Origin of the sequence: Streptomyces sp. NPDC059010 (assembly GCF_042740355.1) — a bacterium.
GTDB lineage: Bacteria > Actinomycetota > Actinomycetes > Streptomycetales > Streptomycetaceae > Streptomyces.
In genome coordinates this window covers 1-26,097 of the sequence record NZ_JBHYJA010000070.1, presented here as the reverse complement: position 1 = coordinate 26,097, position 26,097 = coordinate 1, and the positions used below count along the sequence as shown (strand labels likewise).

Sequence of the window (26,097 nt, the reverse complement as noted above, 5' to 3'; positions counted from 1 at the left end):
CGGCGAGAGAGCTATCGTCGGTTAGGTAGAACGACCGGTCTTCCTCCCTCTCGGGGAGGGTCTATGCCGGCCATCCCGGCTGGGCTGCCCCCAGGCGGGGCTGCCAGTAGGTCGCCGGTGCACGTCGAAGAGAGATCAAAAGGTTCCGTGAAACCAATCCGCGCCCCGGCCCAGCCGGGGCATCGCACAGAGCCGCTGCTTTATGCGGCTCCGACGGCGTCAGCCTTCCGACCGGATCAGCCGGACCGCGTCAAGCAGGGTCTTGTGCGCTGCACTGGAGTCGTCCAGGTAGCCGGCGGCCATCGCGCCGTCGTACAGCATCAGCAGTGCACCAGCGGCCGACACCGGGTCGGCGTGGCCGAGCCTGGTGAGCAGATCCTCAAAGAGGTTGCGGATCCAGTCTCGGTGGGTCGCCACCAGGCCACGGATCGGATGGTCGGCGTCCGGGTACTCGGCGGCCGCGTTCAGGAACGGCGATCCGCGAAAGCCGCGCTCGCGGGCGTGCTCGGCGATCGCCTCGAAGATCAGGTCGATCGCTTCGGCGGGCGGGTGTCCGGCGGCCAGCGGTTCAGCCACCTGCTTGTAGTAGGCGTCCTTGGTCAGCAGGTAGGCCACGACCAGGTCGTCCTTGGAGGCGAAGTGCCGGTAGAAGGTCGCCTTGGTCACCCCGGCCTCGGCGATCAGCCGCTCCACGCCGATCGCACGTACACCTTCGTAATAGAACAGCCGCGACGCGGCCTGGACCAGGCGTTCACGAGGAGGCAGGTCTCCTTCGATCGTGCTCCCCTGACGCTTGGGGTTGGTTGTCTTCTGCCCAGTAGTACTCACTTGCCCATTCTGCCCGTGGCACGGCCCTGAGCGGCCCCCACCCCTCCCTACGGCCTACCAGCGGCCGTCACTCCCTGTCCCGTGCGGCCCGAGCAACGTGGCCGCGCATCGAAAGGCTTGAACAATGACTCGTCGTCTTGAAGGAACCGTCGCCCTGGTCACCGGCGCGTCCAGCGGCATCGGCCACGCCACCGCCCTGGAGCTTGCCGGCGAGGGCGCGTCCGTGGCCCTGGTCGGCCGACGCGAGGACCGGCTCACCGACCTCGCCGCGGAAATCTCCAAGGCCGGCGGTGAGGCCCTGGTCGTGCCCGCCGACATCACCACCGCCGAGGCCGCAGCGGAAGCGGTCGCGCGAACCGTCGAGGGCCTGGGCCGCCTGGACACGCTGGTCAACAACGCCGGCCTCATGCTCCTCGGCCCCACCCCCGGCGCGGACCTGAACGAATGGCAGCGGATGGTCGACATCAACCTGATGGGTCTGCTGTACACCAGCCACGCGGCCGTCCCGCACCTGGTCAAGGCCGCCGCCGACGGGCCGCGCCGGGTCGCCGACATCGTCAACATCAGCTCGCTGAACGGCCGCAACGCCTACGCCATGATGGCCGTGTACACCGCTACCAAGTTCGGCGTCACCGGCTTCAGCGAGGCGCTGCGCCAGGAACTGGCGAAGCAGCATGTCCGTGTGTCCGTCATCGAACCGGGCAGCGTCGACACCGAACTGCGCACCCATAACTCCGAGGCCGTTCAGCAGCTCCTCAACGCCGGACTCGGCGACATCGACCGGCTGCAGAGCCAGGACATCGCCGACACCGTCGGCTACATCGTCACCCGTCCCCGGCACGTGGCCGTCGCCGAACTGCTCGTACGCCCCACCGAGCAGGCCTGAGCCGGAGCCCGAGCCCGTAGTCCCTACGCGGACAAGCAAGGAGGCGTGGTGGCGGTCGGCACTCGTGTCTCAGCAGCCAACACCATCATCCGTGTCTGCCTGCTGCTCGCCACCGCCATCACGCTCGGAGACGGCCTGCAGCAATTGGCGCAGGGAGGCCCGGCAGATGCGGACAACGCCCACCGATTCATGGCAGGCGTCTACATCGGCTGGGCTCCCCTCTTCTTCTGGGCGGCGGCAACGATCCGTCAGCAGGGAGTACTCGTCTACTTCCTGGCGGTCCCGATCTTCCTCGGGGGCGTCGGTCGGCTGGTCTCCTTCTCCCAGTACGGCATTCCCAGCCCAGCGGGCGTCTTCCTCGCCTCCGCCCTCCTGGAATTCTTCCTCGCGATCGTCATCGTCCGGGCACATTCCATTGCGCTCAGATCCAGACGAGCGCCGGGCGCTGCCTGAGGCACCCGCCCCGCGACAGGCCCGGTCCACGAGCGTCCCGGCGTCGCGCGGGAGAATCACCGCGGTGTGCCGTCGAGGACGGCGATGACCCGGACGTTCATGCCGCGCTTCCTGCACCGCTGCATCCCGGGCTTGCTCGAAGCAGCACAACTTCGTGCGGGACGTCGAGCGTGGAAGGATACGGAACCAACAAAGCCCCCCGGCCGATGGCGTGTTGAGTGGAATCACCACGCCAACGACGAGGGGCTTCGCCGCGCTGGGGTGCAGCATCACCAGTTGTAGATGATCTCCCCGTCACTGTTGTAGTAGTTGAACGATCCGTCCTCCTGTCCGATGATGCACGCGTAGCCGCCGGCCGGCGTCGCTCCGCAGAAGGTGGCGGCGCTGGCCGAACCCGCCGATAGGACCCCGCCGCCCACGAGAACGCCGGTGGCGGCGACAGCGACGGCGAGCCTCCGGGCCCACCTGCGGCCCGGTGTGGTGGTAGTAGTCGTCTTCCGCTGCACGGCTAACCCCCTGTTGCCGATGGATTGTCGGTCACGAAGGGTTCGTAGCGACCACCCGGCGGGATTGGTTTCGGTGAGTGCCGAACGGCGCGTACCGCAGTGGGGCGGATCCCCTTGGGTCACCAAGTGCTGAGTGCGATCACCACCGGGTGGCCGGGGTGGGGCTATGGGCGGGGTCTGCGGGCGTGGAGGACGAAGGCCGGTGGTGTGTTGCGCCATACGGTGCGGCTGGGGACGACTTCCTCGAAGCGGCCGGCCAGCATCTCGCGGAACCGCCGGGCGGGAGTGAGGGGCACGGCGTGAAGGTAGGTGAACGCGGTGAAGGCACCTGCCGAGGCGAGTACCGCGGATGTCGCGTCCAACAGCTGGTGTTGGGTGGCGGGGGGAAAGAGTGCCCAGGGCAGGCCGCTGATCACCACGTCGGCGCGCTCGATGCCGCGCTCGTCCAGCAGGTGGCGCAGATGCACGGCGTCGCGCTGGATCACCTCTGTCCCCGGATGGCGGTGGCGCAGGCGCTGGGCGAGGAGTGGGTCGATCTCGACGGCCAGGTGGCGGCCGCGCCCGCCGAGCCGGCGCTGGATCTCGGCGGTGAACGGTCCTGTGCCGGCACCCAGTTCCACCACTACGGGCTCGCCGCGTTCGGGTACCGGGGCACAGACCGCCTCGGCCAGGTGCCGCGAGCTGGGCGCGATGGCCCCCATGCGGGCCGGTGAGCGCACCCACTGCCGCAGGAACAGGGTGTAGTCGTTCGACTCCTGCGGGGGCTTGCGCAGACAGCAGTGCCGGGCTGTGCGGTGCGGGGTGCTCGTGGTCATGTAGTGCCCTTGTCGGGAAGTGTGGAGGGCCGCTCGTATCTGCGTGAACGGGCAAGGCGAGGTGAGGTCCCGTGGTTGTGGTGACCGGCCCTGTTGAGGACGGAGGGACTCGAAGAGCGACGTCGGCCATGGAAAGCTATCGACACTTACATCCGACAGAAAGACCGGTCGTTCTACCATCCCGCCACAGTAGCTCCCGCCGCGCGCTCGCGCCACTCGTCAACCCGATTCAGAGGCCCTTCAGCATCCACATGAAGATGCCGCCCAGACGGCATCCTCAGCAGACGACCCCCATCGAGCCCACCTTCGCCACCGCCCACCGCGCATGACGGTTACCGCGGGGCACCGGCCGGCACGCCAGTCACCCCTCGCCTGTTCGACACAACAGCACCTGCGCGCATCACTGCGGGAAGACGACCGTCAGCAGGCGGAAGAGTTCGGCGCGCTCCTCGTCGGACAGCTGGTCCAGGCCGGTCTGCGTCTGCTCCATCCGCTCACGGATGGTGTCGATCGCCTTTTCGCCCGTCTCGGTGAGGGCGACGTTCTTCACGCGGCGGTCGGTGGTGCTGACCTCACGGTGGACCAGGTCACGCTTTTCGAGCCGGTCGATGATCCCGGTCATGTTCGACGCGTCGCAGGCGAGGGTGTGCGCGAGCGAGCGCATCGAGGCCGGCGCACGGCGCAGCACCGCGAGGGTCTTCGCCTGGCTGGAAGTGAGGCTCATGTCGGCGGCGGCGGCCGTGAAGTCGGCGTAGTGCGTACTGACCGAGTGGGCGAGCAGCTCCATGAGCTCTGCCTTGGAGGGGATGGGCGGCATACGTCGAGGGTACCCCGAAAAGCTTGAACCTCCCAACCTTTGACATTCACCAGCTCTCTAATGTTTTATGTCCTCAAGCATCGAGTACCTCAATGGTCTGACTCCTCGACCATCGATGCACCCATCCTTAGGGCAACCCTCCACCGGAAAGAACACCGTGAAGTCCTCCCTTGCCACCGCGCCGGAGCGCCGCACCGGCAGCCTCAGCCTCGTCCTGGTGCTGGGCCTCGCCGCCATGGTCGTGTCGATGATGCAGACCCTGGTCATCCCGATCCTGGGCATCATCCAGAACGACCTCGGCGCCACAACGGCCCAGGTCAGCTGGGTCACCACCGCCACGCTGCTGTCGGCCGCGGTCTTCACGCCGCTGCTGGGCCGCCTCGGCGACCAGCACGGCACCAAGCCGACCCTGCTCGGCGTGCTGGTGGTGATGGTCGCCGGATCCGTGCTGGCCGCGACCACGAGTTCGATGCTGTGGCTGATCGTGGCCCGCGTGATGCAGGGCGCCGCCACCGCGATCTTCCCGCTCGCGCTGTCCGTGCTCCGCACAGAGGTCGAGCCCGCGCGGCTGCCCGGCGCCATGGCCCTGGTCAGCGGAACGCTGGGCTTCGGCAGCGGCCTCGCCCTGGTGAGCGCCGGACTCCTCTCCCAGGGTGCCAACCCCGACTACCACCTGGTCTTCTGGCTGGCCGCCGCGCTCGCCACCGCCGCGCTGATCGCGGTCGCGGTCGCCGTCCCCGCGCCGCGCACCCGGCCGGGCGGGCGCACCGACTGGCTCGGCGCCGCCGGTCTCGCGCTGGTGCTCGTGCTGCTCCTGCTGCCCATCTCGCAGGGTCACACCTGGGGCTGGACCTCGGCCCGCACGCTCGCCCTGTTCGCCGGCGCCGCCGTCATGACCGTCGTCTGGGTCCTCGTCGAGCGCCGCGTCCGCGAGCCCCTGGTCGACATGAAGATGTTCGTCCACCGGCCGGTGCTGTTCACCAACCTCGCCGGACTGCTCGTCGGATTCGCCATGTTCGCGCAGTTCATCGGCGTCTCCTACCTGGTCCAGACGCCTTCTGAGATCGCCGGCTACGGCTTCGGCGCCTCCGTCCTGCGTGCCTCCGTTCTCTACCTGCTGCCCTCGGCCCTCGTCTCGCTGGTGGCCGCGCAGTTCGGAGGCGTGCTGGTACGACGCATCGGCGCACGTCTCACCCTCGCCGCCGGTGCCGCCTTCGGCGTCATCGGGTTCGCCTGGCTGACCCTCGCCCACGACACCACCGCGTCGGTGATCCTCGCCGGCATGGTCGTCGGTGTCGCCGTCAGCTTCGGCTACGCCGCGATGCCCGCCCTGATCGTGGCCGGCGTTCCGCACCACCAGACCGGCATCGCCAACGGCATCAACTCCATCTCCCGCTCCACCGGCAGTGCGATCGGCAGCGCGGTCATCACCTCGCTGCTCGCCTCCAAGACGCTCGACAACCTGCCCGCCGGCGTCCCCGCGCTGCCCGCCGAAAGCCAGTACACCCTGAGCTTCGCCCTCGCCGGAATGGCGTTCTTGCTGGTCATCGGCGTGGCCATGGTCGGCCTGGCCACCCGCCGCCGTGCGTCTGCGTCGGCCGCCACCGACACGCTCGCCGCGTCGAGCGAGGAGGAGACCGCGCCCGAGCGCGCGACCGTCACCGTCTGACCGCACCGGCAGACCGCACCACCTGAATGACCGCGGTCCTCCTTCCCCCTTGCGAATGCTGACCGGTTATCCCTCATCCGAACAGGACACGACTGTGACCGACATCAAGGCAGCCTTCACCCTCGACGACACCTTCACCGCCGTCGAAGCCACCGCGCTGGTGGACCGGCTGCGCGCCACCTTCCGTACCGGCCGCACCAAGCCCCTGGCCTGGCGTCGGCAGCAGCTGACCAGCCTGCGCGCGCTGCTCACCGACAACCGCGCGGCGATAGCCGACGCCCTCTACGCGGACCTGCGCAAGAACCGCGCCGAGGCCGACGCCATGGAGATCGACCTCACGATCACCGAGATCGACGACTACCTGGAGCACCTGGAGGAGTGGACCGCCCCGCAGCCCGCCCCCGTGACGATGCCCGGCTTTTCCGGCAGCACCGCCCGCACCAAGCTCGACCCCCTCGGCGTCGCCCTGGTCATCGCGGCGTGGAACTACCCGGTCAATCTGCTGCTCGTGCCCGTCGCGGGCGCGCTCGCCGCCGGGAACGCGGTCGTCATCAAGCCCGCCGAGTACGCCGCCCGCACCTCGGCACTGCTGGCCGAGCTGCTGCCCGCCTATCTCGACACCGACGCCACCGCGGTCGTCGAGGGCGGTGCGCCGGAGACCACCGCGCTGCTGGAGCAGCACTTCGACCACATCTTCTACACCGGCAACGGCACCGTCGGACGCATCGTGATGACCGCCGCCGCGAAGCACCTCACCCCCGTGGTCCTCGAACTCGGCGGCAAGTCACCGGTGTTCGTCGACCGGGACGCCGACATCGCCACGGTCGCGCAGCGCCTGGCGGTCACGAAGTTCGCCAACTCCGGACAGACCTGCGTCGCCCCGGACTACGTCCTGACCGACCCGGACACCGCGACCCAACTGCAGGCCGCCCTGGCCGTCGCGCTCAAGGGGCAGTTCGGCGAAGACCCGCAGACCTCCGGCGCCTACGGACGCATCATCAACGAGCGCCACTTCGACCGGCTGACCGCACTCCTGGACTCCGGCCGCACGGTCACCGGCGGGCAGGCCGACCGCGCGGACAAGTACATCGCCCCGACCGTGCTCGCCGATGTCCGGCCCGACGAGCCCGTGATGCAGGAGGAGATCTTCGGCCCCATCCTGCCGATCCTGACCGTGGCCGACCTGGACGAGGCCATCACGTTCATCAACGACCGCGACAAGCCCCTCGCCCTGTACGCCTTCACCGAGAACAACACCACCAAGCGCCGCCTCGCCGCCGAGACCTCATCCGGCGGCCTCAACTTCGGCCTGCCGATGCGCCACCTCGCCGTGCCGACGCTCCCCTTCGGCGGCGTCGGCGAGAGCGGCATGGGCAACTACCACGGCCGCTACTCCATCGAGACGTTCAGCCACCGCAAGGCCATCCTCGACGTCCCGCTGAGCTGAACCATCCCGGAGGAAGGCACCCCCATGCGGTACGCCACCCAAGAGACCACCGATCGCGAACGCAGCCGCAAGGAGCACCAACGCATCATGGACGACGCGCTGCTGGAGCAACTCAGCACCGGCAAGTACATGCTGGTCACCAGCTACCGCAAGAACGGCACCCCGATCGCCACCCCGGTGTGGGTCGTGCGTGACGGAGACACGCTCGGCGTGCAGACCCAGGCCGACTCCTGGAAGGTCAAGCGGATCCGGGCGCGCGGCGACATCCTCGTCGGCCCCTGCGACCTGCGCGGCAACCCCACGGGCGACCCTGTCCCGGCCACCGCCGAGATCACCGACACGGCGACCAGCGCCCGCTACCGCTCACTCATCGCCCGCAAGTACGGCATCATCGGCCGACTCATGATCCTCAACAGCCGACTGCGCCGGGGAGGGGACGCGACGCTGGGCATCCGCGTGCGACTCACCCCGTAGCGGGGGTTCACGCACCGTCAGTTCCCGTATCAGGAGCCGCTGTCGGATGGCCTTGGTGAAGGCCATCAGGCGGTCACGGCACGCAACGAGTGAGCGATCAAGGGGGTCGGATCATGGAGACAGCGCAGAGTCAGCAGCGGGCGACACCCGGCACCTTCACCTCCTTCGCCCGCTTCGTACTCTTCGGCGGCGGAGTGGGGCTCGCCGCCGGCTTCGCCGTGGCGGTCCTCGCCTCCTGGGTCTACTGGGGCCTGGCCAACGCTCTGATCACCGCGGCTTCCACGCTCCTCGCCACCGAGTTGCACGCCCGCTTCACCTTCGGCGCAGGCGGGCGCGCGACCTGGCGCCAGCATGCGCAGTCGGCCGGGTCCGCGGCGGCCGCGTACGCGGTGACCTCCGCGGCGATGCTTGTCCTGCGGCAACTGGTGGCGGCACCCGGAGTGGTGCTGGAGCAGGTCGTCTACCTCTCCGCCTCCGCACTCGCCGGTGTCGCGAGGTTCGCGGTGCTGCGCCTCGCTGTCTTCGCGCGGAGCCACTCGCAGGTCGCGGCCACAGTCCGCACCGTCCGCCCCGTTCGGCCCATGCACGCGACCACGGCCCGCGCCGCCGCACCCGTCGGCTCAGTGGCGCTGTCCCCTGCCGCCTGACCTCCGCCGGGCGACCCGCCATGCGTGACCGGCAGCCCCGCCTTGGACCGGCGTCGACATCACGCCCAAACGGCGGGGTCGGTTCCCTGCTGGTCCTCAGGCTCTGGATGGGCGTGATCGCTGCGACTTCTCCCACCGACACGGGAACGTCACTCTCGGTTGCCAATGAAGAGTGTCGTCACGGCCCAAGCACCTGGCTGCGAACCACCCCTGCACCCGCCCTGCGGCGGCGTCCGCCGGGAGGGCAACCGTAAGTCGCACGACACCGGGACGCGCCTCTTAGAGCCGGCACGCCGCGACGCGCCGGCTCCGGCCGTGATGCCGGACACCGGCCCACACGGACAAGCCGGATCGCCCGTACAACCGCCGCCTCGTGAGGAACGCCCGCCCCACCTCGACGCTCTATTCCATTGGGCACCCCGCTCCATGAAAGGGGCCGAACCTTGATCCGATACCGGCACCCCGCCGCACTGACAGTCGTAGCCATACTGAGCGGCACCCTGACGTCCTGTGATCAATCGGCCGACGACGCCGCGAAGACCTGCCTCACCGGGAAGCTCACCTACGACCACCACGATGCCGAAGCAGGCAAGGATGCGGCCAAGGCCCTGACCAACTCCGTTGCACGTAACGCCAACTGGGAACTGCGGGGTAAGACTTCCGCGAGCGGAAGGACCCGGCTGCTCGCCTCCGGGGTGACCGACCGGAACAACGGGACCTTCCACGCCTGTTCCGACGGGCCTGGTCCCCTGCCCGAGCTCTACGTGCGGTTCCGGTCCAGCAGCACCAAGCTGTGGCGGGTGATCGGCCCGGCTTCCAAGACCGAGTTCACCTTCGAGACACGGCACCTGAGGAACGTAACGGGCAGCAACGACCTCGGCTCCGTGAAGGCCCCGGCCGACCAGCAGGGCGCCTGGAAGATCGTCGACACCCTCAACGACCTGTACCGGAAAGCAGCCGAGGCCAACAGCTCAGGGTCCGCCTGCTGGACCCGGCACCAGCGCAGCGGAAAGTGCGACAGGCTGACCTTCACCTGGGCAGCGGACGCGACCAAAGGCGGATACTGGGACCCGGGGAGCCGCAATGTCGTCCTCGAAGCCGAGGACGCGAACTCCAAGCACCTCATCCTCCACGAGGCCGGCCACTGGCTCCAGTTCGAGCTGTACGGCCACCGGGATACCGATGCTCCGGGCTGTGACGGCCACCCCTTCGATCGGACCACCACCAGGGGATGCGCCTGGACCGAGGGCTTCGCTGACGCGGTTGCCGCCTACAGCCTGGGCGACTACCGCTACGTCTACGGGGACGGCTCGGACTTCGACCTCCACAACGATCCCAACACGCCCTGGGACAAAGGCGACGCCGTCCAGGGCCGCATAGGAAGCTCCCTGCTCGACCTGTGGGCCAAGGACGGCCCCGACGGCGGCAGCTGGAACAAGCACATCCAGCTGATGACCGACCACCACAGCACGGACTTCAACGAATACTTCACCGCAGACCGGCCCAAGGCGGGCCTTCCCACGACGGACGCGGCGAAGCAAATCCTCGACGACCACACCATCACCTACTGACACCACCTCCGCCCCCCCAGAATCAGGTACTGGCAGAGAAGCCGGGGAACAGACGTACAGCGAGCGCCTGCCGAGACCGCGCAGCACGTCCGCGTCGGCGGGCTCCATGTCCCACTCCACCACTGGCACAAAGGACCCTGGCGCACCGCCATAGCTCGAAGATCAGCAAGGTGCCCACGGTGGAGCGACTTCTTGCAGCGGCTGCGCGCCCGCCGAGGATCTGGCTGGCCCGGCCGTTGCAGGTCCACCGGATCAGCTCTGTGCCGTTGGCGGTTGCCTTCCCGGAGGCATCCAGGCACTGGCCCGTGAGGTCGGTGATGGTGCCGTCCGCGTGGACGGTCCACTTCTGGTTGGCGTGAGCAGGGCGAGGGTCACGGCGTCGGCCATCGTCTGATAGCGGGCGGACACCGTTGAAGGCACCGCTCCCGCAATTGCACATGGCCGATCAGAAGCAGACGGTCAACGGTGCCGCCCACGACAACCGTTCGGCCTGCCGAATGTCCAAGAGCCGTGTCTCTACTTTTCGCGACCCCACGAAAACCGAGGACTTGAGGGAAATCGCTTCCCTGGGTGCTCATTGAGCGATCTCCGCAGGCCGAGTAATGCATGCACTCCCATTGGGCTTGCACTGGAGTGCTCGGGTGACCCGCTAAAAGTGAGCGTTTTTCAGCCTCCCTTTGAATCGCAGGAGTTGCCCCTCAAGTCCATTCGCTTGGACATTTGTGCGCCGCCATTGACATGTCCCCTGAATCCCACTCACCATCTCACAGCAGGGTGAGTGAATCTGTTCGATCTCGTTGAGGCTTGCATGATTCATGGGGTCCGATCGTGGGCCCGATGGGGCCCCACGACGCGCCACCGCCTCCCCCGCTCCCCCGTGGCAGTAGGCCGCGGTCGCTTCAGCCCTTCCCGGTCGTCCCAACCCCCTCATGAAGTCGACATGACCTCCTTACTCAGACCGCGACCACGTCCTCTCCTCCGCCTGCTCGCCGACTCCCCCGAACCGCAATGGATCCCGCTCCCGCAGAAGGCTCCTGAAACGAAGACGGAGTAACCGTGTTAGCTCCCCGCAGACTCACCGCTGCCGTCATCGCCATGACTCTGGCGCTCATCGGCGGCACCGTAGTGACAACGACGACCGCATCGGCGTCCCCGTCCGACGCCACATACACGATCTCCATCGGGTCGAAGGGCACGTACGCGCACCCGACGGACACCCCGGCGAGCACCTACATCGACAAGGACGGCACGTTCTACTTCCAGCAGTCCGCCGCGCTGTACGGCACATCGGAACCGCGTTACTGGGACTTCTTCACCGGCACGAACTTCGAGGACGCCAAGCGCTCGTCCGCGATCAGCGACGCGGTGAACCCCGCCAATCCCAAGGACAAGAACAACGACACGACCTGGCGGTGCAACAACAGCCCCACCGGCGTGGAGGCCACGAACGCGCCCTCCGGCTCGCGTTACTCGCAGCGCAACTACTGCGATCTGTCCGGAGTGTGGGTCGATCCGGACACCGGGGACTGGTACGGCCTGGTGCACAACGAGTTCACCCCGCAGCCCTTCGGCGACGGCATCCACTACGACGGCATCGACTACGCGGTGTCGAAGGACCAGGGCAGGACGTGGAGCATCAAAGGCCACGCCATCACCTCCCCGTACAGCACCAAGCGCGGCGACAACCAGCAGTTCCCGCACCAGACGTACTACTACGGGGACGGTGACCAGCGACTGTTCGTCGACACCGCCTCGGGTTACTTCTACGTCTACTACGGCTCGCGGGTCGTGGAGAAGGGCGGCACCTGGAAGGCGTTCCAGGCGCACGTCGCCCGCGCACCCATCTCGGCGAAGATGGCCCCGGGTTCCTGGCGGAAGTGGCACAACGGCTCCTGGTCGCAGCCGGGGGTGGGCGGCATGGAGAGCAACATGGAGCCGGTGACGTCGTCGAACCCGACCGGTTACACCCCGGTCGAGCGCGACTACGACCCCGCCAACCCCGGCACCGTGGCGGAGCAGATCGAGGCCGGTGAACTCCCCCCGACGTCCCCGCTGTTCGTCATGAACATCGCCTACGACGCCTACCTCGGCCTGTACATCGGCACGCCCGAGGTCGTGGAGCAGCCCGGGCCGCAGCAGTACTACGTGACGGACAACCTGGCGACCCAGAAGTGGCGCCTGGCCGGCGACTCCGGCAGTTACACGTCCAGCTCCTGGTACCGCTGGTTCCTCGACGGCGCCAACAAGACGAACTCCACCATCGTCGGCAAGGCCTTCCGGTCGTACTGCGCCATCGCCTGCGCCACCTCCGGCGGCGAGTACGCCAACGTCACCATCGACTCCAGCGAGCCTGCCAAGGCCCCCTTCGACCCGGCCCAGACCTACCGCATCGCCGGCGGGAACGGCCGGGTGCTGGCTCAGGTGTCCGGCAACTCGGCCACCACCTCGCTGGCGTCCGCCACCGGATCCGACCTGGAAGCCTGGAACTTCGCGGGCAACGGCGACGGCTCGTACCGGATCACCAACGCGGCAACGGGACAGCTCCTGGGCGTCGCCAGCACCTCCACCACGACCCGAGCCTGGGGAACCAAACCGACGGTGACCGCGGTCGGAACCGACGGTCCCACCGTGGGGCAGCAGTGGTTCATCATCCCCGGCACGTCCGCCGGTGGCGGGCAGGACGGGACGTACCGGCTGGTCAACCGCTACAGCGGCCTGACGATCGGCATGTCAGCCGACTCCGACCGCCTCGCCGAGACCACACCCGCCCGCCACTGGACCAACACCACGGGCAACCCGGTCGGCGGCGCACGCACCGCCGCCGAGCAGGCACTGACGATGACCGCAGTCGGCTCGACCCCCGGCGGCCTCAACGGCACGCACACCCTCATCACCGGGGGCAAGGCGCTGGACGTCCCGGACTACAGCAAAGAGCCCGGCACCCCGCTCATCACCTACACCGGCAACGGCGGAGCCAACCAGAAGTGGCGGTTCACCCTGCAGCCCGACGGCTCCTATCAGCTCGTCAACGTCGCCTCGGGACTGTGCGCCGACGTCAGCGGAGCCTCCACCAAGGCCGGCGCGAAGGTCATCCAGTGGACCTGCACCGGACGCGCCAACCAGCGCTGGGTCGTCACCAGGCTGCCGAGCGGCACCTACACCGTCGCCTCGGCAAACGGAGGACTGCTGCTCACCACCGCCTCGTCGTCAAACAAATCCCCGGTGACGCAGGAGACGAACACAAACTCCTCCCTCCAGCACTGGGCGATCGTCTGACAGGGCTCACAGGGTTGAGGACGGTGCCGACGACCCAGTCATCGAAGTCGTCGGCACCGTTCGCGCGGCTCGCAGTGTGCGGCCGAGAGCCTGCGAGGGAGGGAGCCCACCCGAGCCGGGCGCTCGCCGAACGCTCGCGGGCTAACCGGCCGACAGCGCGACCCGTTCGTCGCGGTGCCGCTGTACGGAGGTCGTGCCCACGCCGCCGGGCGGCACGCGCGCGCAGCGCAGGCAAGCCCAACTCGGCCGCTGAACCGCCTCCGACGACATCCACCGAGCGGCCCACCTGATCGCAACCGCCGCCCGCCCGGCCACCTCGTGGAACGCTCCGAGGTCCATGCGGCCTGAGCCACCTCAACTGACTCACAGATATGGTCAATTACTCAACCGAACCGGCCTATGTGTAGGGCCGGATGGCCACCGTGACATCCATGTCGAAGGCGTTCTCCCCCGCCGCGGACGGCAGGCCCAGGATCCGGTCGAGCGCGCGGCTCAGGGGGCCGCAGCCACTGGTGCCCGGGGCGGCGAACTCCGTGTCCTGGGCACCGAAGGCGACGACCAGAGGGTCCTTGGATATCACCCGGGTGGGATCGGTGTCCTTGAGCACCAGGTGCACCGCGTCCTCAGCGCTGCCCACCGAGCATCCCGACGACGACAGGGCCGGCAGCCCGTGCGCCGACCCTATGGCGAACTTGATGTCGAACTCGCCGCGCCGGGTGCCGTCGGACAGGAAGTCCGAATAGCCGCCGTACCGCGGAGTCAGGGTCAACGGGGTGCCTCCCACCCGGATCGGTTCGGCGGCCATCTCCCCGAAGACCTGGCGGAATTCACCGTCCACTCGGCCTTCCGCAAAGGTGATCTTCATAGGCTCGGTGAGCGGCTCGTCTACGGCGCCCATGCGCAGATGCCCCGTGGCGTGCATGACCTCGCAGCGCCAGGCCGCGGGGTCTGCACCCGCGGGCAGCTCGTCGACGGTCGGGCAGGCCGAGAAGTCGAACTCGGGCAGATCCGTGGCCCGTTCAGCTCCCTGCACCGGTGCGGCGCCCAGGACGAGTCCTGCAAGTAGTGCCCCCGCAGCAGCACTTGTGAAGCGGCGGACTGCGAGAGTCGAGGTCACTCGGTTCGGCGTCATGCACCACAGCATTGCAGAGATATCTCTGCAGAGAAAGGTCTGCAGAGGAATCGCTGCGCTCTGGATAGACTGCCGCCATGACGAAAGAGCGCAGCGCGGAAGCCGCAGGGCGGCGCACGGTCGACAGCCCCGAGGTGCTCAAGGCCCTCGCGCACCCCCTGCGCCTGCGCATCCTGCGCCACCTCGGTGCCACGGGCCCGGCCACCTCAACCACGCTGGCCGCCGCCCTCGGCGAGAACACCGGGACACTCAGCTACCACCTGCGCATGCTGGAGCGCAGCGGCCTCATCGAGGACATCCCCGAGCGCTCCACCGGGCGTGAGCGCTGGTGGCGCGGCGTGCGCGGCCTCGACATCCGCAGACCGCCGCAGGGCGAGCTGACGGAGGCAGAGCGCGCCATGTCGGCCGAGCTGGACCGGATGAGGATGGAGGAGGATGTCGAGCTCGCCCGGCAGTTCACCGCCGGACAGGCGGAGTCCGAAGGCTGGATGCGGGGTTCACGCAGCCTCATCCACCTCACGAAGGACGAGCTGGACGCGTTCCATGACGACTATCTGGCCCTGCTCGCGCGCTATGCCCGCGGCCCCGAGGATGCCCCCGACGACGCACGACCCGTACTCCTGCGCTGGTTCGGCCTGCCCGCAGACTGACCGGCGGCCGGCCGACGAGAGCTTTGCCGTTTCCCCGCAAGTGGTACAGAGCGCGGCCCGGTCAGGTCGCCGCCGGTAGAGGTGACGACCTGCCGGCCGACGACCATGCCGGAGCGTTGCATCCGCGCTCTTGAACAGCCGGGCCGCCGAGGCTCCGCGTCACGGTGTTACGGCGTGAGCAGGGCAAGGTTCACGGCGTTGGCCATAGCCTGGTAGCCGGCGTCGTTGGGGTGCAGATGATCGCCGCTGTCGTAGGCGGGGTTGAGGCGCAGAGGGTTGCCGGGGTGCTGCATTGCCTTGTCGAAGTCGATGACGCCGTCGAAGGCGCCGCTGGTGCGGATCCACTCGTTGACGGCCTTGCGGACCTTCTCGCCGTCAGACGTGTAGTAGCCGGCGCCCTCGTAGGGCAGGATCGTCCCGCCGATGATCTTCACGCCGACGGCGTGGGCTCTGTCGATCACCTTCTGCATGCCGTTCTGGAGGTCCGTGGCGGTCAGTGGAGTGGATCCGTTGGAGCCGATGTTGCTGCCGATGTCGTTGATGCCCTCCATCAGGATCACGCTCTTGACGTTGGGCTGGCCGAGCACGTCGTGGTCGAATCGGGTCTGAAGGCTGGGGTTGTTGCCGTTGACGGTTGTCAGTACGCGGTTGGAGCCGATGCCCGCGTCCACGACGCCTAGGGTCGGGCCGCCGGGGGCGGAGTTCATGCGCTGGGCGAGGTGGTCGGGCCAGCGGCGGTTGGCGCCCCAAGTGGAACCGACGCCGTCGGTGATGGAGTCCCCGACACACACCAGGGTTCCAGTGGCGGTCGGGGAGATGACGTCCAGGCCTTCGAGGAAGAACCAGGACCCCTTCTTGGTCGGATAGTTGCCGAGGCCGTCGTCGGCGACGTGGTTGCCGACGGTGGAGACCCAGGCATCCTGCTGTGCCTCTGCGTGCCAGGTGGTGCCGGTGGGCGTGCCCGGCAGGTGGAGGCTCACGAGCTGGTTCGTGTTCGCGCCCACGGCCATCGGGATCGGGTCGCTGGCGACGTCCTTCCCGGCGGGGATGGTGACGGAGGCATTGCCGTTGAAGGTGACGGTGTGGTGGGTGCCGGGGACGGCGGTGCCCGGGGTACTGCTGCTTTGCTGGGCGAGGTCGACGGCGTCGATGGTCAGGGGTCCGCTGCCGTAGCGGTTGCTCAGTCGGACGCGGAGCTTGGACCCTGCGACGGTGGTGTGGGCGACCATCCGGATGCTCTGGCTGCTGAAAGAGGGGCCGTTGGACATCAGGCCGGCGGTGTAGGTGCCGACCCGAGTGAGCGGGGTGCGGGCCGGCGTGAGGGTCCAGTGCTGGTTGGCGCCGCCGGTGGACGGCCACTGGATGATCTCGTTGCCTTCTTTGTCCGACGACTGTTTGTTGTCCACGAGCAGGCCGTTGGCGGCGTTGGCAAGGGTGTAGGTGCCGCCGCCGACTGACTCGATCTTCCATTGCTGGTTCCGGGAGCCGTCGCAGGTGTTCTGGACGAGCTGCGGAACGGAGTTCTGCGGGGCGGGGACGTCCAGACACAGGCCGCTGTTGGCGCTCCTGACGGTGTAGGCGCCGGAGCCGGTCCGGGTCAGCAACCATTGCTGGTTGGCCCCGTTGGTCGACGACCACTGGACGACGGGTGCGCCAGGGGCGGTCGAGCCGTATCTGACGTCCATCAGCTTGTCGCTCGCGGCGTTCGTCAGGGTGTAGACGGTGCCGGAAGCGGGTGCTGCCGATGCCGCGTCGGCCGTAGCGGCTGCCTGTGTCGAGGCGTTTGCCGTAGCCGCGGTCCCCGTCAGGACACAGGCCACTAGGCCCAGGCCGACCGGGACCGCGAGAAGTCTGGTCATTCGCACGAGAGCCTCTTTCCTGAGGGAGTGTTCATCCGGCCCGGAGCAGGTTCGGCAGCCGCGCGGCCTCCTGGGCCATCGCGGCGCGTCCGGGGGCGAGGTATTTGCGGGTGTCGACCTCGGCGGCGTGGTCGGCAAGGTGGCTGCGGACCGCGCCGGTGAAGGACACCGGCAAGCAGCCCGTCCTCGGCCAGTTCGGCCAAGCTCGCGACGGCCCGTTCCAGGCTGCCCAGCCCAGCCGAGGCCGGCCACCAGTGTCGTTGTGCCATGTCGGCGATGGAACGCGGTCACCCGGCGGGCATCATCGGCGTCGCCGGCCGCGAACGAGGCGCCGTCGCCCCCATGCACGTGCATGTTCATGAATCCGGGAACCAGCCATTGTCCGCCGAGGTCCACATCTGCGCCGTGGGGCGGTTCACCCGTCCCGACAGCGGTGATGCGACCGCCCTCCGTCTTGGCCCACCCCGGATCGAGGACGCCGCCGGGTGTGACGGCGCGGGCGAAACCGAGCACGGTCACCGCAGCCGCTCCCAGGCCAGCAGGGCGGCACCGAGCGCCCCGGCGCGATCACCCAGCTCCGCGCGCGCCAGACGCGGCCGGCGCTCGAACGTCAGCCGGGCATCGAGCGCGCCGCGCAGCGGTTCGAGGAGCAGGCCGCCGGACTCGGCGAGGCCGCCACCCAGCACGATCACCTCGGGTGCGAGCAGAGTCGTACAGGTAGCGAGGACCGCGGCCAGCGCATCGACCGCCTCGTCCCACACCATCCGGGCGTCGGGGTCGCCGCTGCCGGCCAACCTTGCGATCTCGGCTCCTGAGGCGGCGCGGCCGGTGCGCTCGGCATACCGTCGCCCCACCGCCGATGCCGATGCGACAGTCTCCAGGCAGCCGCGGCGGCCACAGCCGCATGATGCCCCGGCGGGATCCACGACCACATGCCCGATCTCGCCGGCCAGGCCGCCGTTGGAAACGAAATGGCCGTCGACGACCATCGCCGCACCGATGCCGGTGCCGACCGGAACGAACAGCGCGGCGGCCGTGGACCGGGCAGCGCCCAACCGGAACTCCGCGAGCCCCCCGGCGCGCACGTCCTGCCCGAATCCCAGAGGCAGCGCCAAGCGCGACTCGATCATGGAGCGCAAGGGCAGGTCGCGCCATCCCAGATTCGCCGAGACGACGGCGACCCCTTTGTTCTCGTCGACGAGGCCAGGGACGACGACGCCTGCACCCGACACGGTCCCGCCCGCGCGGCGGCCCCGATCGGTGAGTGCGGTGGCGAAGGCGACGATGGCGTCGATCACGGCGGCGGGGCCCTGGTCGCGTGGGGTGGAGCGGGTCTCCTCGTGGAACCTGCGCGCTTCCGAGTCCACCAGGGCACCCTTGAGGCGGGTGCCACCCACGTCGATCGCCACCACGAGCTCGGGCGAGGCGGTCACTTCCCGAACACCGCGCGCGAGCCGCTGAGGATCACCGAGCGGGTGAGATGACGGGGGTTGTCAGGATCGAGACCTCGCGCCGCCGCCATCTCCACCGCGACACGCTGCGCCCGGACGAGTTCGGCCATCGGATCGAGTTCGCCGATGACGAAGGAGCCGCCTGTTCGCGCGACGTCGTCGACGAGGCCGACCGGAGGTTTCCCGAACATCCATGCCGGCCGACCGGCGCCCGTGATGCTGATCGGACCGTGCCGGTACTCCAGCGCGGGATAGGACTCCGTCCATGCCCCGGCCGCCTCACGCAGCTTCGACGCCGCCTCGTGTGCCAGGCCGACGGTCCAGCCACGACCGAGGAACGTCAACTGCTCCGCGCCGACCAGCTGCGAGTCCGGCTCTGCCTCCAGGGCCTTTCGCGCATCCGCGGCAACCGGCGCCAGATCATGCCCGATCGATGCCCGGAGCAGGGCCAGCGTCGTCGTGGCGAACCGGGTCTGCACCACCGACCGCTCATCGGCGAACTCCAACACGGCGACTGCATCGGCAGCGTCGACCACGGGCGTACCGGGGGTAGCGGTGATCGCCGCGGTGGGAACCCAGCCGCGGACCCGCCGGAGCAGGTCGAGCACCTCGGTCGTCGTACCGGACCGGGTAATCGCCAGGATGCGGTCGTAGGCCCGGTCGAGCGGCATCTCCGACGGTGTGAACGCATCCGTATGCCCCTGCGCGGAGGACTCTCGCAGCGCCGCGTACGACTGGGCCATGAACCACGATGTCCCGCAACCGACGACCGCGATCCGCTCCCCCGCCCGAGGGAGCACGCCGTCGTACTCGCCGAGCAGGGACGAGACACGCAGCCAGCACTCCGGCTGGCTGGCGATCTCTTCGGCGACGTGACTCATCAGGGTTCCTCATTCCGAGTGTGGGGGCTGGTGTGACGGGTTGTTCGGTCCGTGGCCCCGGGGACTTCTCTGCCTGCGCGGGGAGGCCCGGAAGGGCGCCGTCGATCCGCGCTTGTCGACCCGGGACCACGGAGCTCAAAGGAGGGAGGGTTCAAAGGGCCCGCCTGGGACGGCGAACCAGACGGATTTGCCCTCGGCAGGGGCCGAGTAGAGGCGGATGGGGTGGACTGCGCAACGGCCCCCGGAAAGCCGCGCGATGAGGAGGTGACGAGGTGGGGCGGAGATCCCCTGGAAAACAAGGGATCTCCGCCAGGTTCCTAGCCGGGGAGCTTCCACTTCTGGTTGTTTCCGCCGTTACAGGTCCAGATCACGAGCTCGACAGGGCTGGTGCTGCCCCCCGGGACGTCCAGGCATCGCCCGGACTGCGTGCCGCGCAGCGTGCCGTCGGCTTGCTGAGTCCACTTCTGGTTGCTTCCGCCGTTGCAGGTCCAGATCTGAACCTTGGTGCCGTTCTTCGTGGCCTTCTCAGGGACGTCCAGGCACTTGCCGCCGATCCTGACCGTGCCGTCGGCCGGGTTGTGGGTCCACTTCTGCGCGAAACTGTTGTTGCAGCTGTAGGTCTTCACCGGCTTGCCGTCAGCGGTGTTGCCCTCGGGGAGGTCCAGGCACATGCCGGAGATGCCCGAAGGGACGGGGCCGACACGGGTGGGGACCGGATCGGTCCCGGGCGTGACGGAGAAGGCGTCGAACTGCTGCGTCTTGTATCCGCCGCCGGTCGTGGCGTCGGCGGAGTCGACCGTGCCCAGGCCGGCACGGCCGTGCGCGTAGGTCGAGTCGGTGACGCTGCCCAGCACCGTGCCGTCGACCTTGGCGGTGATCGTCGAGCCCTGCATGGTCAGGGCGACGGAGTGCCAGCGCTTGGTGCCGAGGGCCGCTGTGGTACCGCTCTTCAGGGAGGTGAACTTCCACTCGGTGTCGCTCTTGAGGATCGACCAGGCACCTGTGTCGCTCACGCGCAGGTGGTACGCCTCCAGGCCGTTGTTGTTCCTGCCCTGCATGTTCACGCGGCCAAGGAGTTCCACGGCGCCCGGTTGTTCCAGCATCGCGTCCGCGCTGACGGTGTAGTTGCTCCACGCGTCGTCGCCCATGAAGGTGTACGGCGCGTAGTACGGCTCATCGGTCCAGCGGATCGGGGCGGCCGTGGCCATCTGACGCAGGCACGTGCCCCGGCGTTCACCACCACAGGACACGGTCTGGAAGGCGCCGTTCATGTCCGTGAAGTACCTCGGGGACGAGGTGAGGCCCTTGGTCTCGAAGTCATTGGACTGCGGCAGGCTCAGCGACGAGGCCGTCGGCGATCCCGCCGTGCCCTTGCCCTGCCCGGTCGTCGTGCTCAGCGTGTAGACACGGCCGGGCTGCAGCGTCACGGTGTACCGGCCGTCGGAGGGGGTGACGTCGGTGGTGTGCGCCAGGTTCTCACCAGGGCTGTCCGAGTTGCTGTTGAGGTTCGTGGCCCACACGTGAACCTGGTCGGTGGACAGGCCGCCGGTGACCCGGACGTCCAGGGTCTGCGGGGCGGTGGCCTCCGTCGTCTCGATGATCGTGCTGTAGTCGCCACCGTCGGGCGCTCGCAGCGTCACATAGCTGCCGTTGGACCGGTCACCGCCCAGGTAGCCACTGGCGGAATCCTGGTATCGCCAGCCGATCTGGGCGAACTGTGTCGTGTGGGCCATGACCCATGTGGTCTTGCCGACGCGATAGTGGCCCGACCAGGGCTGGTTGGCCGACACCAGCCCGTTGAAGGCGAAGTACGTGTTCGGATAGAGCGAGCCCACGATCGGCCAGTTGTAGTACCCGGTCATCCGACCGTCGATGTAGTCCCGGTTGAGAGCCCGTGCCACCGGCGCGGCGCCCGCCTCGGTGTCCTGTGACCCGTTCTCGCTGGCCCACAGTGGCTTTCCGATGTTCTGCGCGGTGCTCGTGCTGTTGCAGGTGGTGAACGGGGCGTTGTTGCCGATGGCCCCGCCGTTGTTGTAGCCGCACGGGTAATGCACGCCGATGACGTCCACCGCGTCCCGGAACGCCTCGTATCCCTTCATGTCATCGGCAACCTGCCAGCCGGTGTCAGCCGCCACGACCTTCGTTGCGTAGCCCTTCGAGACGAGGGCTTTCTTGAGGTCGATGTACCACCAGTCCTTCCAGCCGCGCTCGTTCCAGCCGCCGAGGTAGTCGATGGTCAGGTTGTGCTTCTTGGCGCAGTCCATCCAGCCCATCAGGTAGTTGATCATGTCGGTGGACCAGAAGCTGCCGCCGCCGATCCAGCCCGGCGCGCCCCAGGCCAGGCCGGCGAGCTTGATGTTCGGGTTGCGGGCCTTGGCCTCGCCGGCCAGCCACCACTCATAGCCGGCGTTGCAGTCCACGGCGCCCTTGGTGTGCTCGTGGCTGGCTTCGGCACCATCGGTGGAGTTGGTGTCCCCTCCGATCTCCAGCTTGAGTGTCTGCAGCGAGGCGCCGGTGCCGGGCTTGAACAGGTAGTCCAGGATCTGGCTGCGCTGCGGTTCGGGATAGTCGACCAGCAGTCGGGTGTTCCCTCCCCCGCCGCTGATGGCGCCGGCTCCGTCGAACGCCCGGCCCGGCGCGGCGCCGTCGACGGTGATCGATGTCGAGGCCGCGGCGTATGCGCGCGGAGAAGCCTCCAGGGCGGCTGTCACGCTCAGTATCAGCGCCATGATCGCGAGCAGGACGGTATAGCTCCGCGTTCTTCGAACCACACTGGCTCCTTAGGGACTTCGCGCAGGTTGGGGTGCGCTTGGCCGGCGCAGCCGTCTGTCGCAGGACTGGCTCAGATTCGGCTCGGCGCAATGGGGTCGGGGTTTCCCTGGCGGGATTTTCGTTGCCAGAAGCATGAACACGCCCCATCGGCTCGACCATGGACAAATTCAGGCGGTGGATGGACATTCGCAAGGCGAGAGGCAGAAACCTCGACAGCTGTCCGTGGAGCTGCGGAACCCCGCCGATAAGCGGTCTCCCCCGAAGCAAAGAAAGGGCGCACCGTCGGAAGATCGGCCGCCCACCGGTGCAGAGAGTGCAAGCCTCGCCGCGAAATTGTCCATGGACCCCCTGCCTGCCCCGAAGCGATGGTTGCCGCCATCGACACAACCCCCCAGCAAGGCAGGGAAAGGATCCACCCATGCGCAGAACCTTCGCGCTCGGTATCGCCACAGTTGTGGCGATGGCCGGCCTGGCAGGGTGCGGCGGAAACAACGAGGACGAGCCCGAAGGCAAGCAGAAGGCTCCGGTGACCATCGAGTGGTGGGGCTGGGCACCCGGTTACGACAAGGCCGCCGCCGCGTGGAACGCCGCGCACCCCGGCATCACGGTGAAGTTCACCCAGACCGAGCCCGGGGCCAAGGGCGGCTACCAGAAGATGCTCAGCGCGGTGAAGGCCGGCAAAGCGCCCTGCCTCGCGCAGGTCGGGGCGGAGACGCTCCCCAGCTTCCTGGTGGAAGGCGCGGTCGAGGACATCACTCCCTACGTCAAGGACAAGGCCGCCAAGTTCCAGCAGTCCGCGCTCAAGTCCGTGACCTTCGGCGGCAAGCAGGTCGCCGTGCCGGTCGACTCGGGGCCGATGGGCCTGTTCTACCGCAAGGACATCTTCGCCAAGCACAAGATCCCCGTGCCCACGACCTGGGAGGAGTTCACGGCCGCCGCCGAGAAGCTGCACGCCGCCGACCCCGACACCTATCTCACCTCGTTCAACCCCGACGACATGTACGGGTTCAGCGGACTGGCGCAGCAGGCCGGGGCGAAGTGGTTCAGCACCGAGGGCGACGCCTGGAAGGTGGCCGTCAACGACGAGCCCACGCTCAAGGTCGCCGCCTACTGGCAGAAGCTGATCGACAAGAAGCTCGTGGACGTCCAAGCCGCATGGTCCGACGCGTGGTTCAAGCACTTCAGCGACGGGAAGATCGCGTCTTTGGTCGGCCCGGTCTGGATGACCAAGGTGCTGGAGGACTCGGTCAAGGGCACCAGTGGCAAGTGGGCGGTCGCCCCGATGCCGAACTGGGTCGCCGGACAGCCCGCGACCGGCAACGTCGGCGGGTCGCCCAACGCCGTGCTGAAGGGATGCAAGAACCCCAAGGAGGCGGTGGAGTTCGCCACCTGGCTGTCCACCGACACCTCCGCCTTCGACGGCCTCGTCACCGACGGCGGTCTCTTCCCCACGACCGTCAACGGCGCCGCACTGCCGGCGATCGGGACCGGCCGCCCGTTCTACGGCGACCAGCCGGTCTTCAAGGTCTTCGCCGAGGCGGCCAGGACGACCGTGCCGGACTTCGGCTGGGGGCCGGCGACGCCGGAGCTCAACGACGCCTTCAACGCGGCGGTCGGTGACGCGGTGAAGAAGGGAGGCCCACTTGCCGAGGCCTTCGCGGCGATCCAGACGAAGGCCGTGAAGTCCCTGAAGGACAAGGGCCTGACCGTCAGCCAGTGACCACCCGATCCGGGGCGCTCCGATCGCGGGAATCCGACCGGACCGCCCCGGATTCAGTTCAGAAAGGTGGTCTGTTGACAGCCACCCAGCTACCGAGTGTCGCCGCGGCCCGAGGGCGGGCGCGGCGCCGCCGTGGGCCCTCTCCCTCCCGGGCGGCGCTGCCGCTGCTCGCGCCGTTCTGCCTGCTGTTCGTGGTGTTCTTCCTGCTCCCGATCGGCTACGCGGTTCAGGAAAGCCTGTACACGGTGCACCGATCCGGCCTCGGCTTCGGCACCCCGGAGCGGGTGTTCGCCGGGTTCGACAACTACGCGAAGGTCTTCGACGACGGAATCTTCCTCACCGGCGTCGGACGGCTCCTGCTCTTCGGCTTCGTCCAAGTCCCGGTCATGCTGGGGCTGGCTCTGCTGCTCGCGCTCCTCCTCGACGGTGCCACGGCCCGGTGGAAGCCCTTCTTCCGCCTCGTCTACTTCCTTCCGTACGCCGTCCCGGGCGTGATCGCCGCGATCGTCTGGGCCTTCCTGTACACCCCGCAGATCTCCCCGTTCGGCCTCGATCTGCTCGCCGCCGACGTGGTCCTCGGCTCCATCGGCAACATCGTCACCTGGACCTGGACCGGCTTCAACATGCTCGTCATCTACTCCGCGCTCCAGGCAGTCCCGCGCGACATCTACGAGGCCGCCGCGATCGACGGCGCGGGACCCCTGCGCGTCGCCTGGCAGATCAAGATCCCCATGGTGCGGCCGAGCCTCGTCCTCACCGCCGTGTTCTCCATCATCGGCACGCTCCAGCTGTTCAACGAGCCCACCGTGCTCTCGGACGTGACGTCGAACGTGCCCAAGGACTACACGCCGCTGATGTGGTCGCTCCAGGTCACCCTCGACCGGGGCGACTACGCGCTCGGCTCGGCCATCGCGATCATGCTCGCGGTGCTGGCCGGCGGGCTGTCCCTGCTGTTCCTGCGGCTCTCGTCGTGGATGACCGCCCGAGGTGCGCGATGACCCGCGCCCGCGTGCTGACCACCGGCTTCCTGTTCGTCGTCGCGACGTACATGCTGCTTCCGCTCTGGTGGCTGATCGTGTCGTCGACCAAGTCCGGTGACGACCTGTACGACGGGTCGCTGTGGTTCTCCCACCTGTCCGTCGGCGCCAACCTCGACCGGGTGATGTCCCAGGACGGCGGCCTCTATCCGCGCTGGCTGCTCAACACCGCGGTCTACGCGGGCGGCGGCGCGCTCGGCGCGACGCTCCTGGCTGCGATGGCCGGCTACGCCCTGGCCAAGTACCGCTTCCGCGGCGACCGGCTGGTCTTCGGCGGGATCATGCTGGCGGTACTGCTGCCGCTGCCGCTGCTCACCATCCCGATCTACCTGCTGGAGAGCAGGATCGGGCTGCTGAACACCGTCTGGGGGGTCCTGCTGCCGTGCATGGTGAGCCCCTTCGGAGTCTTCCTCGCCCGCGCCTACGCCACGGCGGCGGTGCCGGACGAACTGCTGGACGCCGGGCGCGTCGACGGTGCGGGCGAGCTGCGTCTGTTCGCCGTGGTCGGCCTGCGCCTGATGGCCCCGGCGCTGGTGACGCTGTTCCTGTTCCAGTTCGTCGCGATCTGGAACAACTTCTTCCTGCCGATGATGCTGCTCAACGACCAGGAACTGTGGCCCGTCACGCTCGGCTTGGTGAAGTGGAACAGCATCCGCACCGGCAACCTGCGGGACGCCGTGCTGATGGGAGCGCTGCTGTCACTGATTCCGATGGTCCTGGCGTTCCTGTCGCTCCAGCGGTTCTGGAAGGCCGACCTCGCCGCGGGGAGCGTCAAGGCCTAGGGGGGAACGATGGAAGTTCTGCTCACGGAAAGCGCTCGGAGCGACCCCCACCCGGCGGGTGAACAGCCGGGTGAAGTAGGCGGGGTCGTCGTATCCGGTCCGGCGGGCGACCGCCGCGACCGGCAGGTCGGTGGTGGCCAGCAGATCCTTGGCCAGGTTCAAGCGGATCGTGAGGATGAAGTCCTTCGGGCTGGTGCCTGGGCCCCCCCCGGCGGGCTACGCCCGGTCGGGGGGGGGCGAGCCCCCGCCCGCGGGCGTGTTGGGGGCCCGCCAACCGCCCCAGCCCGGCCCCGGGTGTGGCCCCCCCCCCCCGGGGGCGGCGCGCGGGGGTTGGCACCCGCTGTAGGGTGTTCTCCGCGGCCCCCCCCCTCGCCCGCACCCTCTACCCGGACCACTACGGCCTCTGGCTCAACCCGCACGCCCC

Annotated in this window: 22 protein-coding genes and 2 pseudogenes; 12 read left to right on the top strand and 12 right to left on the bottom strand. The window is 68.5% G+C overall.

Annotation, left to right across the window (positions count from 1 at the left end; all coding sequences use genetic code 11):
- Positions 1–219: 219 nt before the first annotated feature.
- The gene (locus ACFWYS_RS43720; protein WP_384782098.1) at positions 220–828 is read right to left on the bottom strand and encodes a TetR/AcrR family transcriptional regulator; all 609 of its coding nucleotides are present in this window, start codon (positions 826–828) and stop codon (positions 220–222) included.
- Between the two features lie 124 nt (positions 829–952).
- On the opposite strand from ACFWYS_RS43720, the gene ACFWYS_RS43715 reads away from it, so the two are divergent.
- Both ACFWYS_RS43715 and ACFWYS_RS43710 read left to right on the top strand, forming a co-directional pair.
- Entirely contained in the window at positions 953–1,714 is a 762-nt protein-coding gene (locus ACFWYS_RS43715; protein WP_384782096.1) for an SDR family NAD(P)-dependent oxidoreductase, read from the top strand.
- Between the two features lie 48 nt (positions 1,715–1,762).
- The gene (locus ACFWYS_RS43710; RefSeq protein WP_384782094.1) at positions 1,763–2,167 is read left to right on the top strand and encodes a DUF4345 family protein; all 405 of its coding nucleotides are present in this window, start codon (positions 1,763–1,765) and stop codon (positions 2,165–2,167) included.
- Positions 2,168–2,436: 269 nt separating this feature from the next.
- On the opposite strand, the gene ACFWYS_RS43705 is transcribed toward ACFWYS_RS43710, so the two are convergent.
- The 3 genes from ACFWYS_RS43705 to ACFWYS_RS43695 form a co-directional block, all read right to left on the bottom strand.
- Positions 2,437–2,673, bottom strand: coding sequence for a hypothetical protein (locus ACFWYS_RS43705; RefSeq protein ID WP_384782092.1), 237 nt, complete (start codon positions 2,671–2,673; stop codon positions 2,437–2,439).
- Between the two features lie 164 nt (positions 2,674–2,837).
- Positions 2,838–3,488: a class I SAM-dependent methyltransferase gene (locus ACFWYS_RS43700; RefSeq protein ID WP_384782090.1), complete on the bottom strand. Its 651-nt coding sequence runs from the start codon at positions 3,486–3,488 to the stop codon at positions 2,838–2,840.
- 400 nt (positions 3,489–3,888) lie between these two features.
- Positions 3,889–4,305: a MarR family winged helix-turn-helix transcriptional regulator gene (locus ACFWYS_RS43695; RefSeq protein WP_384782088.1), complete on the bottom strand. Its 417-nt coding sequence runs from the start codon at positions 4,303–4,305 to the stop codon at positions 3,889–3,891.
- A 115-nt stretch (positions 4,306–4,420) separates the two neighbouring features.
- On the opposite strand from ACFWYS_RS43695, the gene ACFWYS_RS43690 reads away from it, so the two are divergent.
- From ACFWYS_RS43690 to ACFWYS_RS43670, 5 genes are all read left to right on the top strand, one after another.
- Entirely contained in the window at positions 4,421–5,974 is a 1,554-nt protein-coding gene (locus ACFWYS_RS43690) for an MFS transporter (protein WP_384782086.1), read from the top strand.
- Positions 5,975–6,077: 103 nt separating this feature from the next.
- Positions 6,078–7,421 (top strand): aldehyde dehydrogenase family protein, encoded by a 1,344-nt coding sequence (locus tag ACFWYS_RS43685; protein WP_384782124.1) that lies wholly within the window; start codon positions 6,078–6,080, stop codon positions 7,419–7,421.
- 87 nt (positions 7,422–7,508) lie between these two features.
- Positions 7,509–7,895 carry a PPOX class F420-dependent oxidoreductase gene (locus tag ACFWYS_RS43680; protein WP_384782122.1) on the top strand — a complete coding sequence of 129 codons (387 nt, stop codon included), beginning with the start codon at positions 7,509–7,511 and terminating at the stop codon, positions 7,893–7,895.
- Between the two features lie 113 nt (positions 7,896–8,008).
- Positions 8,009–8,542, top strand: a complete 534-nt coding sequence (locus tag ACFWYS_RS43675; protein ID WP_384782084.1) for a hypothetical protein — start codon at positions 8,009–8,011, stop codon at positions 8,540–8,542.
- A 443-nt stretch (positions 8,543–8,985) separates the two neighbouring features.
- Positions 8,986–10,113 carry a metalloprotease gene (locus ACFWYS_RS43670; protein WP_384782082.1) on the top strand — a complete coding sequence of 376 codons (1,128 nt, stop codon included), beginning with the start codon at positions 8,986–8,988 and terminating at the stop codon, positions 10,111–10,113.
- A 220-nt stretch (positions 10,114–10,333) separates the two neighbouring features.
- On the opposite strand, the pseudogene ACFWYS_RS43665 reads toward ACFWYS_RS43670, so the two are convergent.
- A pseudogene (locus ACFWYS_RS43665) lies at positions 10,334–10,465 on the bottom strand (RICIN domain-containing protein); the annotation flags it as partial.
- Positions 10,466–11,208: 743 nt separating this feature from the next.
- On the opposite strand from ACFWYS_RS43665, the gene ACFWYS_RS43660 reads away from it, so the two are divergent.
- Positions 11,209–13,389 (top strand): RICIN domain-containing protein, encoded by a 2,181-nt coding sequence (locus ACFWYS_RS43660; RefSeq protein ID WP_384782080.1) that lies wholly within the window; start codon positions 11,209–11,211, stop codon positions 13,387–13,389.
- 397 nt (positions 13,390–13,786) lie between these two features.
- On the opposite strand, the gene ACFWYS_RS43655 is transcribed toward ACFWYS_RS43660, so the two are convergent.
- On the bottom strand, positions 13,787–14,422 hold the full coding sequence (locus ACFWYS_RS43655; protein ID WP_384782078.1) for a hypothetical protein: 636 nt from the start codon (positions 14,420–14,422) through the stop codon (positions 13,787–13,789).
- A 176-nt stretch (positions 14,423–14,598) separates the two neighbouring features.
- Between ACFWYS_RS43655 and ACFWYS_RS43650 the strand changes: the two genes are divergently transcribed.
- Complete coding sequence (locus ACFWYS_RS43650; protein ID WP_384782076.1) at positions 14,599–15,171, top strand: ArsR/SmtB family transcription factor; 573 nt, start codon at positions 14,599–14,601, stop codon at positions 15,169–15,171.
- A 167-nt stretch (positions 15,172–15,338) separates the two neighbouring features.
- On the opposite strand, the gene ACFWYS_RS43645 is transcribed toward ACFWYS_RS43650, so the two are convergent.
- From ACFWYS_RS43645 to ACFWYS_RS43625, 5 genes are all read right to left on the bottom strand, one after another.
- A complete protein-coding gene (locus ACFWYS_RS43645; RefSeq protein ID WP_384782074.1) occupies positions 15,339–17,030 on the bottom strand; it encodes an RICIN domain-containing protein in 1,692 nt (563 codons plus the stop codon).
- 31 nt (positions 17,031–17,061) lie between these two features.
- Entirely contained in the window at positions 17,062–17,205 is a 144-nt protein-coding gene (locus tag ACFWYS_RS43640; protein WP_384782072.1) for a hypothetical protein, read from the bottom strand.
- A gap of 340 nt (positions 17,206–17,545) precedes the next feature.
- On the bottom strand, positions 17,546–18,463 hold the full coding sequence (locus ACFWYS_RS43635) for an ROK family protein (protein ID WP_384782070.1): 918 nt from the start codon (positions 18,461–18,463) through the stop codon (positions 17,546–17,548).
- Complete coding sequence (locus ACFWYS_RS43630) at positions 18,460–19,362, bottom strand: SIS domain-containing protein (protein WP_384782068.1); 903 nt, start codon at positions 19,360–19,362, stop codon at positions 18,460–18,462. The genes ACFWYS_RS43635 and ACFWYS_RS43630 overlap by 4 nt, the downstream gene beginning before the upstream one ends.
- Before the next feature lie 317 nt (positions 19,363–19,679).
- Complete coding sequence (locus ACFWYS_RS43625) at positions 19,680–22,133, bottom strand: ricin-type beta-trefoil lectin domain protein (RefSeq protein ID WP_384782066.1); 2,454 nt, start codon at positions 22,131–22,133, stop codon at positions 19,680–19,682.
- A 419-nt stretch (positions 22,134–22,552) separates the two neighbouring features.
- On the opposite strand from ACFWYS_RS43625, the gene ACFWYS_RS43620 reads away from it, so the two are divergent.
- The 3 genes from ACFWYS_RS43620 to ACFWYS_RS43610 all read left to right on the top strand — a co-directional run bounded on the left by ACFWYS_RS43620 (position 22,553) and on the right by ACFWYS_RS43610 (position 25,673).
- Entirely contained in the window at positions 22,553–23,854 is a 1,302-nt protein-coding gene (locus tag ACFWYS_RS43620; protein ID WP_384782064.1) for an ABC transporter substrate-binding protein, read from the top strand.
- Positions 23,855–23,928: 74 nt separating this feature from the next.
- Complete coding sequence (locus tag ACFWYS_RS43615; protein ID WP_384782062.1) at positions 23,929–24,852, top strand: carbohydrate ABC transporter permease; 924 nt, start codon at positions 23,929–23,931, stop codon at positions 24,850–24,852.
- Positions 24,849–25,673, top strand: a complete 825-nt coding sequence (locus ACFWYS_RS43610; protein WP_384782060.1) for a carbohydrate ABC transporter permease — start codon at positions 24,849–24,851, stop codon at positions 25,671–25,673. The genes ACFWYS_RS43615 and ACFWYS_RS43610 overlap by 4 nt, the downstream gene beginning before the upstream one ends.
- Here the strand turns inward: ACFWYS_RS43610 and ACFWYS_RS43605 are convergent.
- A pseudogene (locus ACFWYS_RS43605) lies at positions 25,590–25,877 on the bottom strand (helix-turn-helix transcriptional regulator); the annotation flags it as partial. The gene ACFWYS_RS43610 and the pseudogene ACFWYS_RS43605 sit on opposite strands and share 84 nt — an antisense overlap.
- Positions 25,878–26,097: the final 220 nt, after the last annotated feature.

Bases quoted from the DNA above. Each gene is read 5' to 3' on its own strand.
- ACFWYS_RS43715 (WP_384782096.1), top strand. From the start codon at position 953: ATGACTCGTCGTCTTGAAGGAACCGTCGCCCTGGTCACCGGCGCGTCC.
- ACFWYS_RS43700 (WP_384782090.1), bottom strand. From the start codon at position 3,488: ATGACCACGAGCACCCCGCACCGCACAGCCCGGCACTGCTGTCTGCGC.
- ACFWYS_RS43695 (WP_384782088.1), bottom strand. From the start codon at position 4,305: ATGCCGCCCATCCCCTCCAAGGCAGAGCTCATGGAGCTGCTCGCCCAC.
- ACFWYS_RS43690 (WP_384782086.1), top strand. From the start codon at position 4,421: ATGCACCCATCCTTAGGGCAACCCTCCACCGGAAAGAACACCGTGAAG.
- ACFWYS_RS43680 (WP_384782122.1), top strand. From the start codon at position 7,509: ATGGACGACGCGCTGCTGGAGCAACTCAGCACCGGCAAGTACATGCTG.
- ACFWYS_RS43675 (WP_384782084.1), top strand. From the start codon at position 8,009: ATGGAGACAGCGCAGAGTCAGCAGCGGGCGACACCCGGCACCTTCACC.
- ACFWYS_RS43660 (WP_384782080.1), top strand. From the start codon at position 11,209: ATGACTCTGGCGCTCATCGGCGGCACCGTAGTGACAACGACGACCGCA.
- ACFWYS_RS43650 (WP_384782076.1), top strand. From the start codon at position 14,599: ATGACGAAAGAGCGCAGCGCGGAAGCCGCAGGGCGGCGCACGGTCGAC.
- ACFWYS_RS43645 (WP_384782074.1), bottom strand. From the start codon at position 17,030: ATGACCAGACTTCTCGCGGTCCCGGTCGGCCTGGGCCTAGTGGCCTGT.
- ACFWYS_RS43630 (WP_384782068.1), bottom strand. From the start codon at position 19,362: ATGAGTCACGTCGCCGAAGAGATCGCCAGCCAGCCGGAGTGCTGGCTG.
- ACFWYS_RS43620 (WP_384782064.1), top strand. From the start codon at position 22,553: ATGCGCAGAACCTTCGCGCTCGGTATCGCCACAGTTGTGGCGATGGCC.
- ACFWYS_RS43610 (WP_384782060.1), top strand. From the start codon at position 24,849: ATGACCCGCGCCCGCGTGCTGACCACCGGCTTCCTGTTCGTCGTCGCG.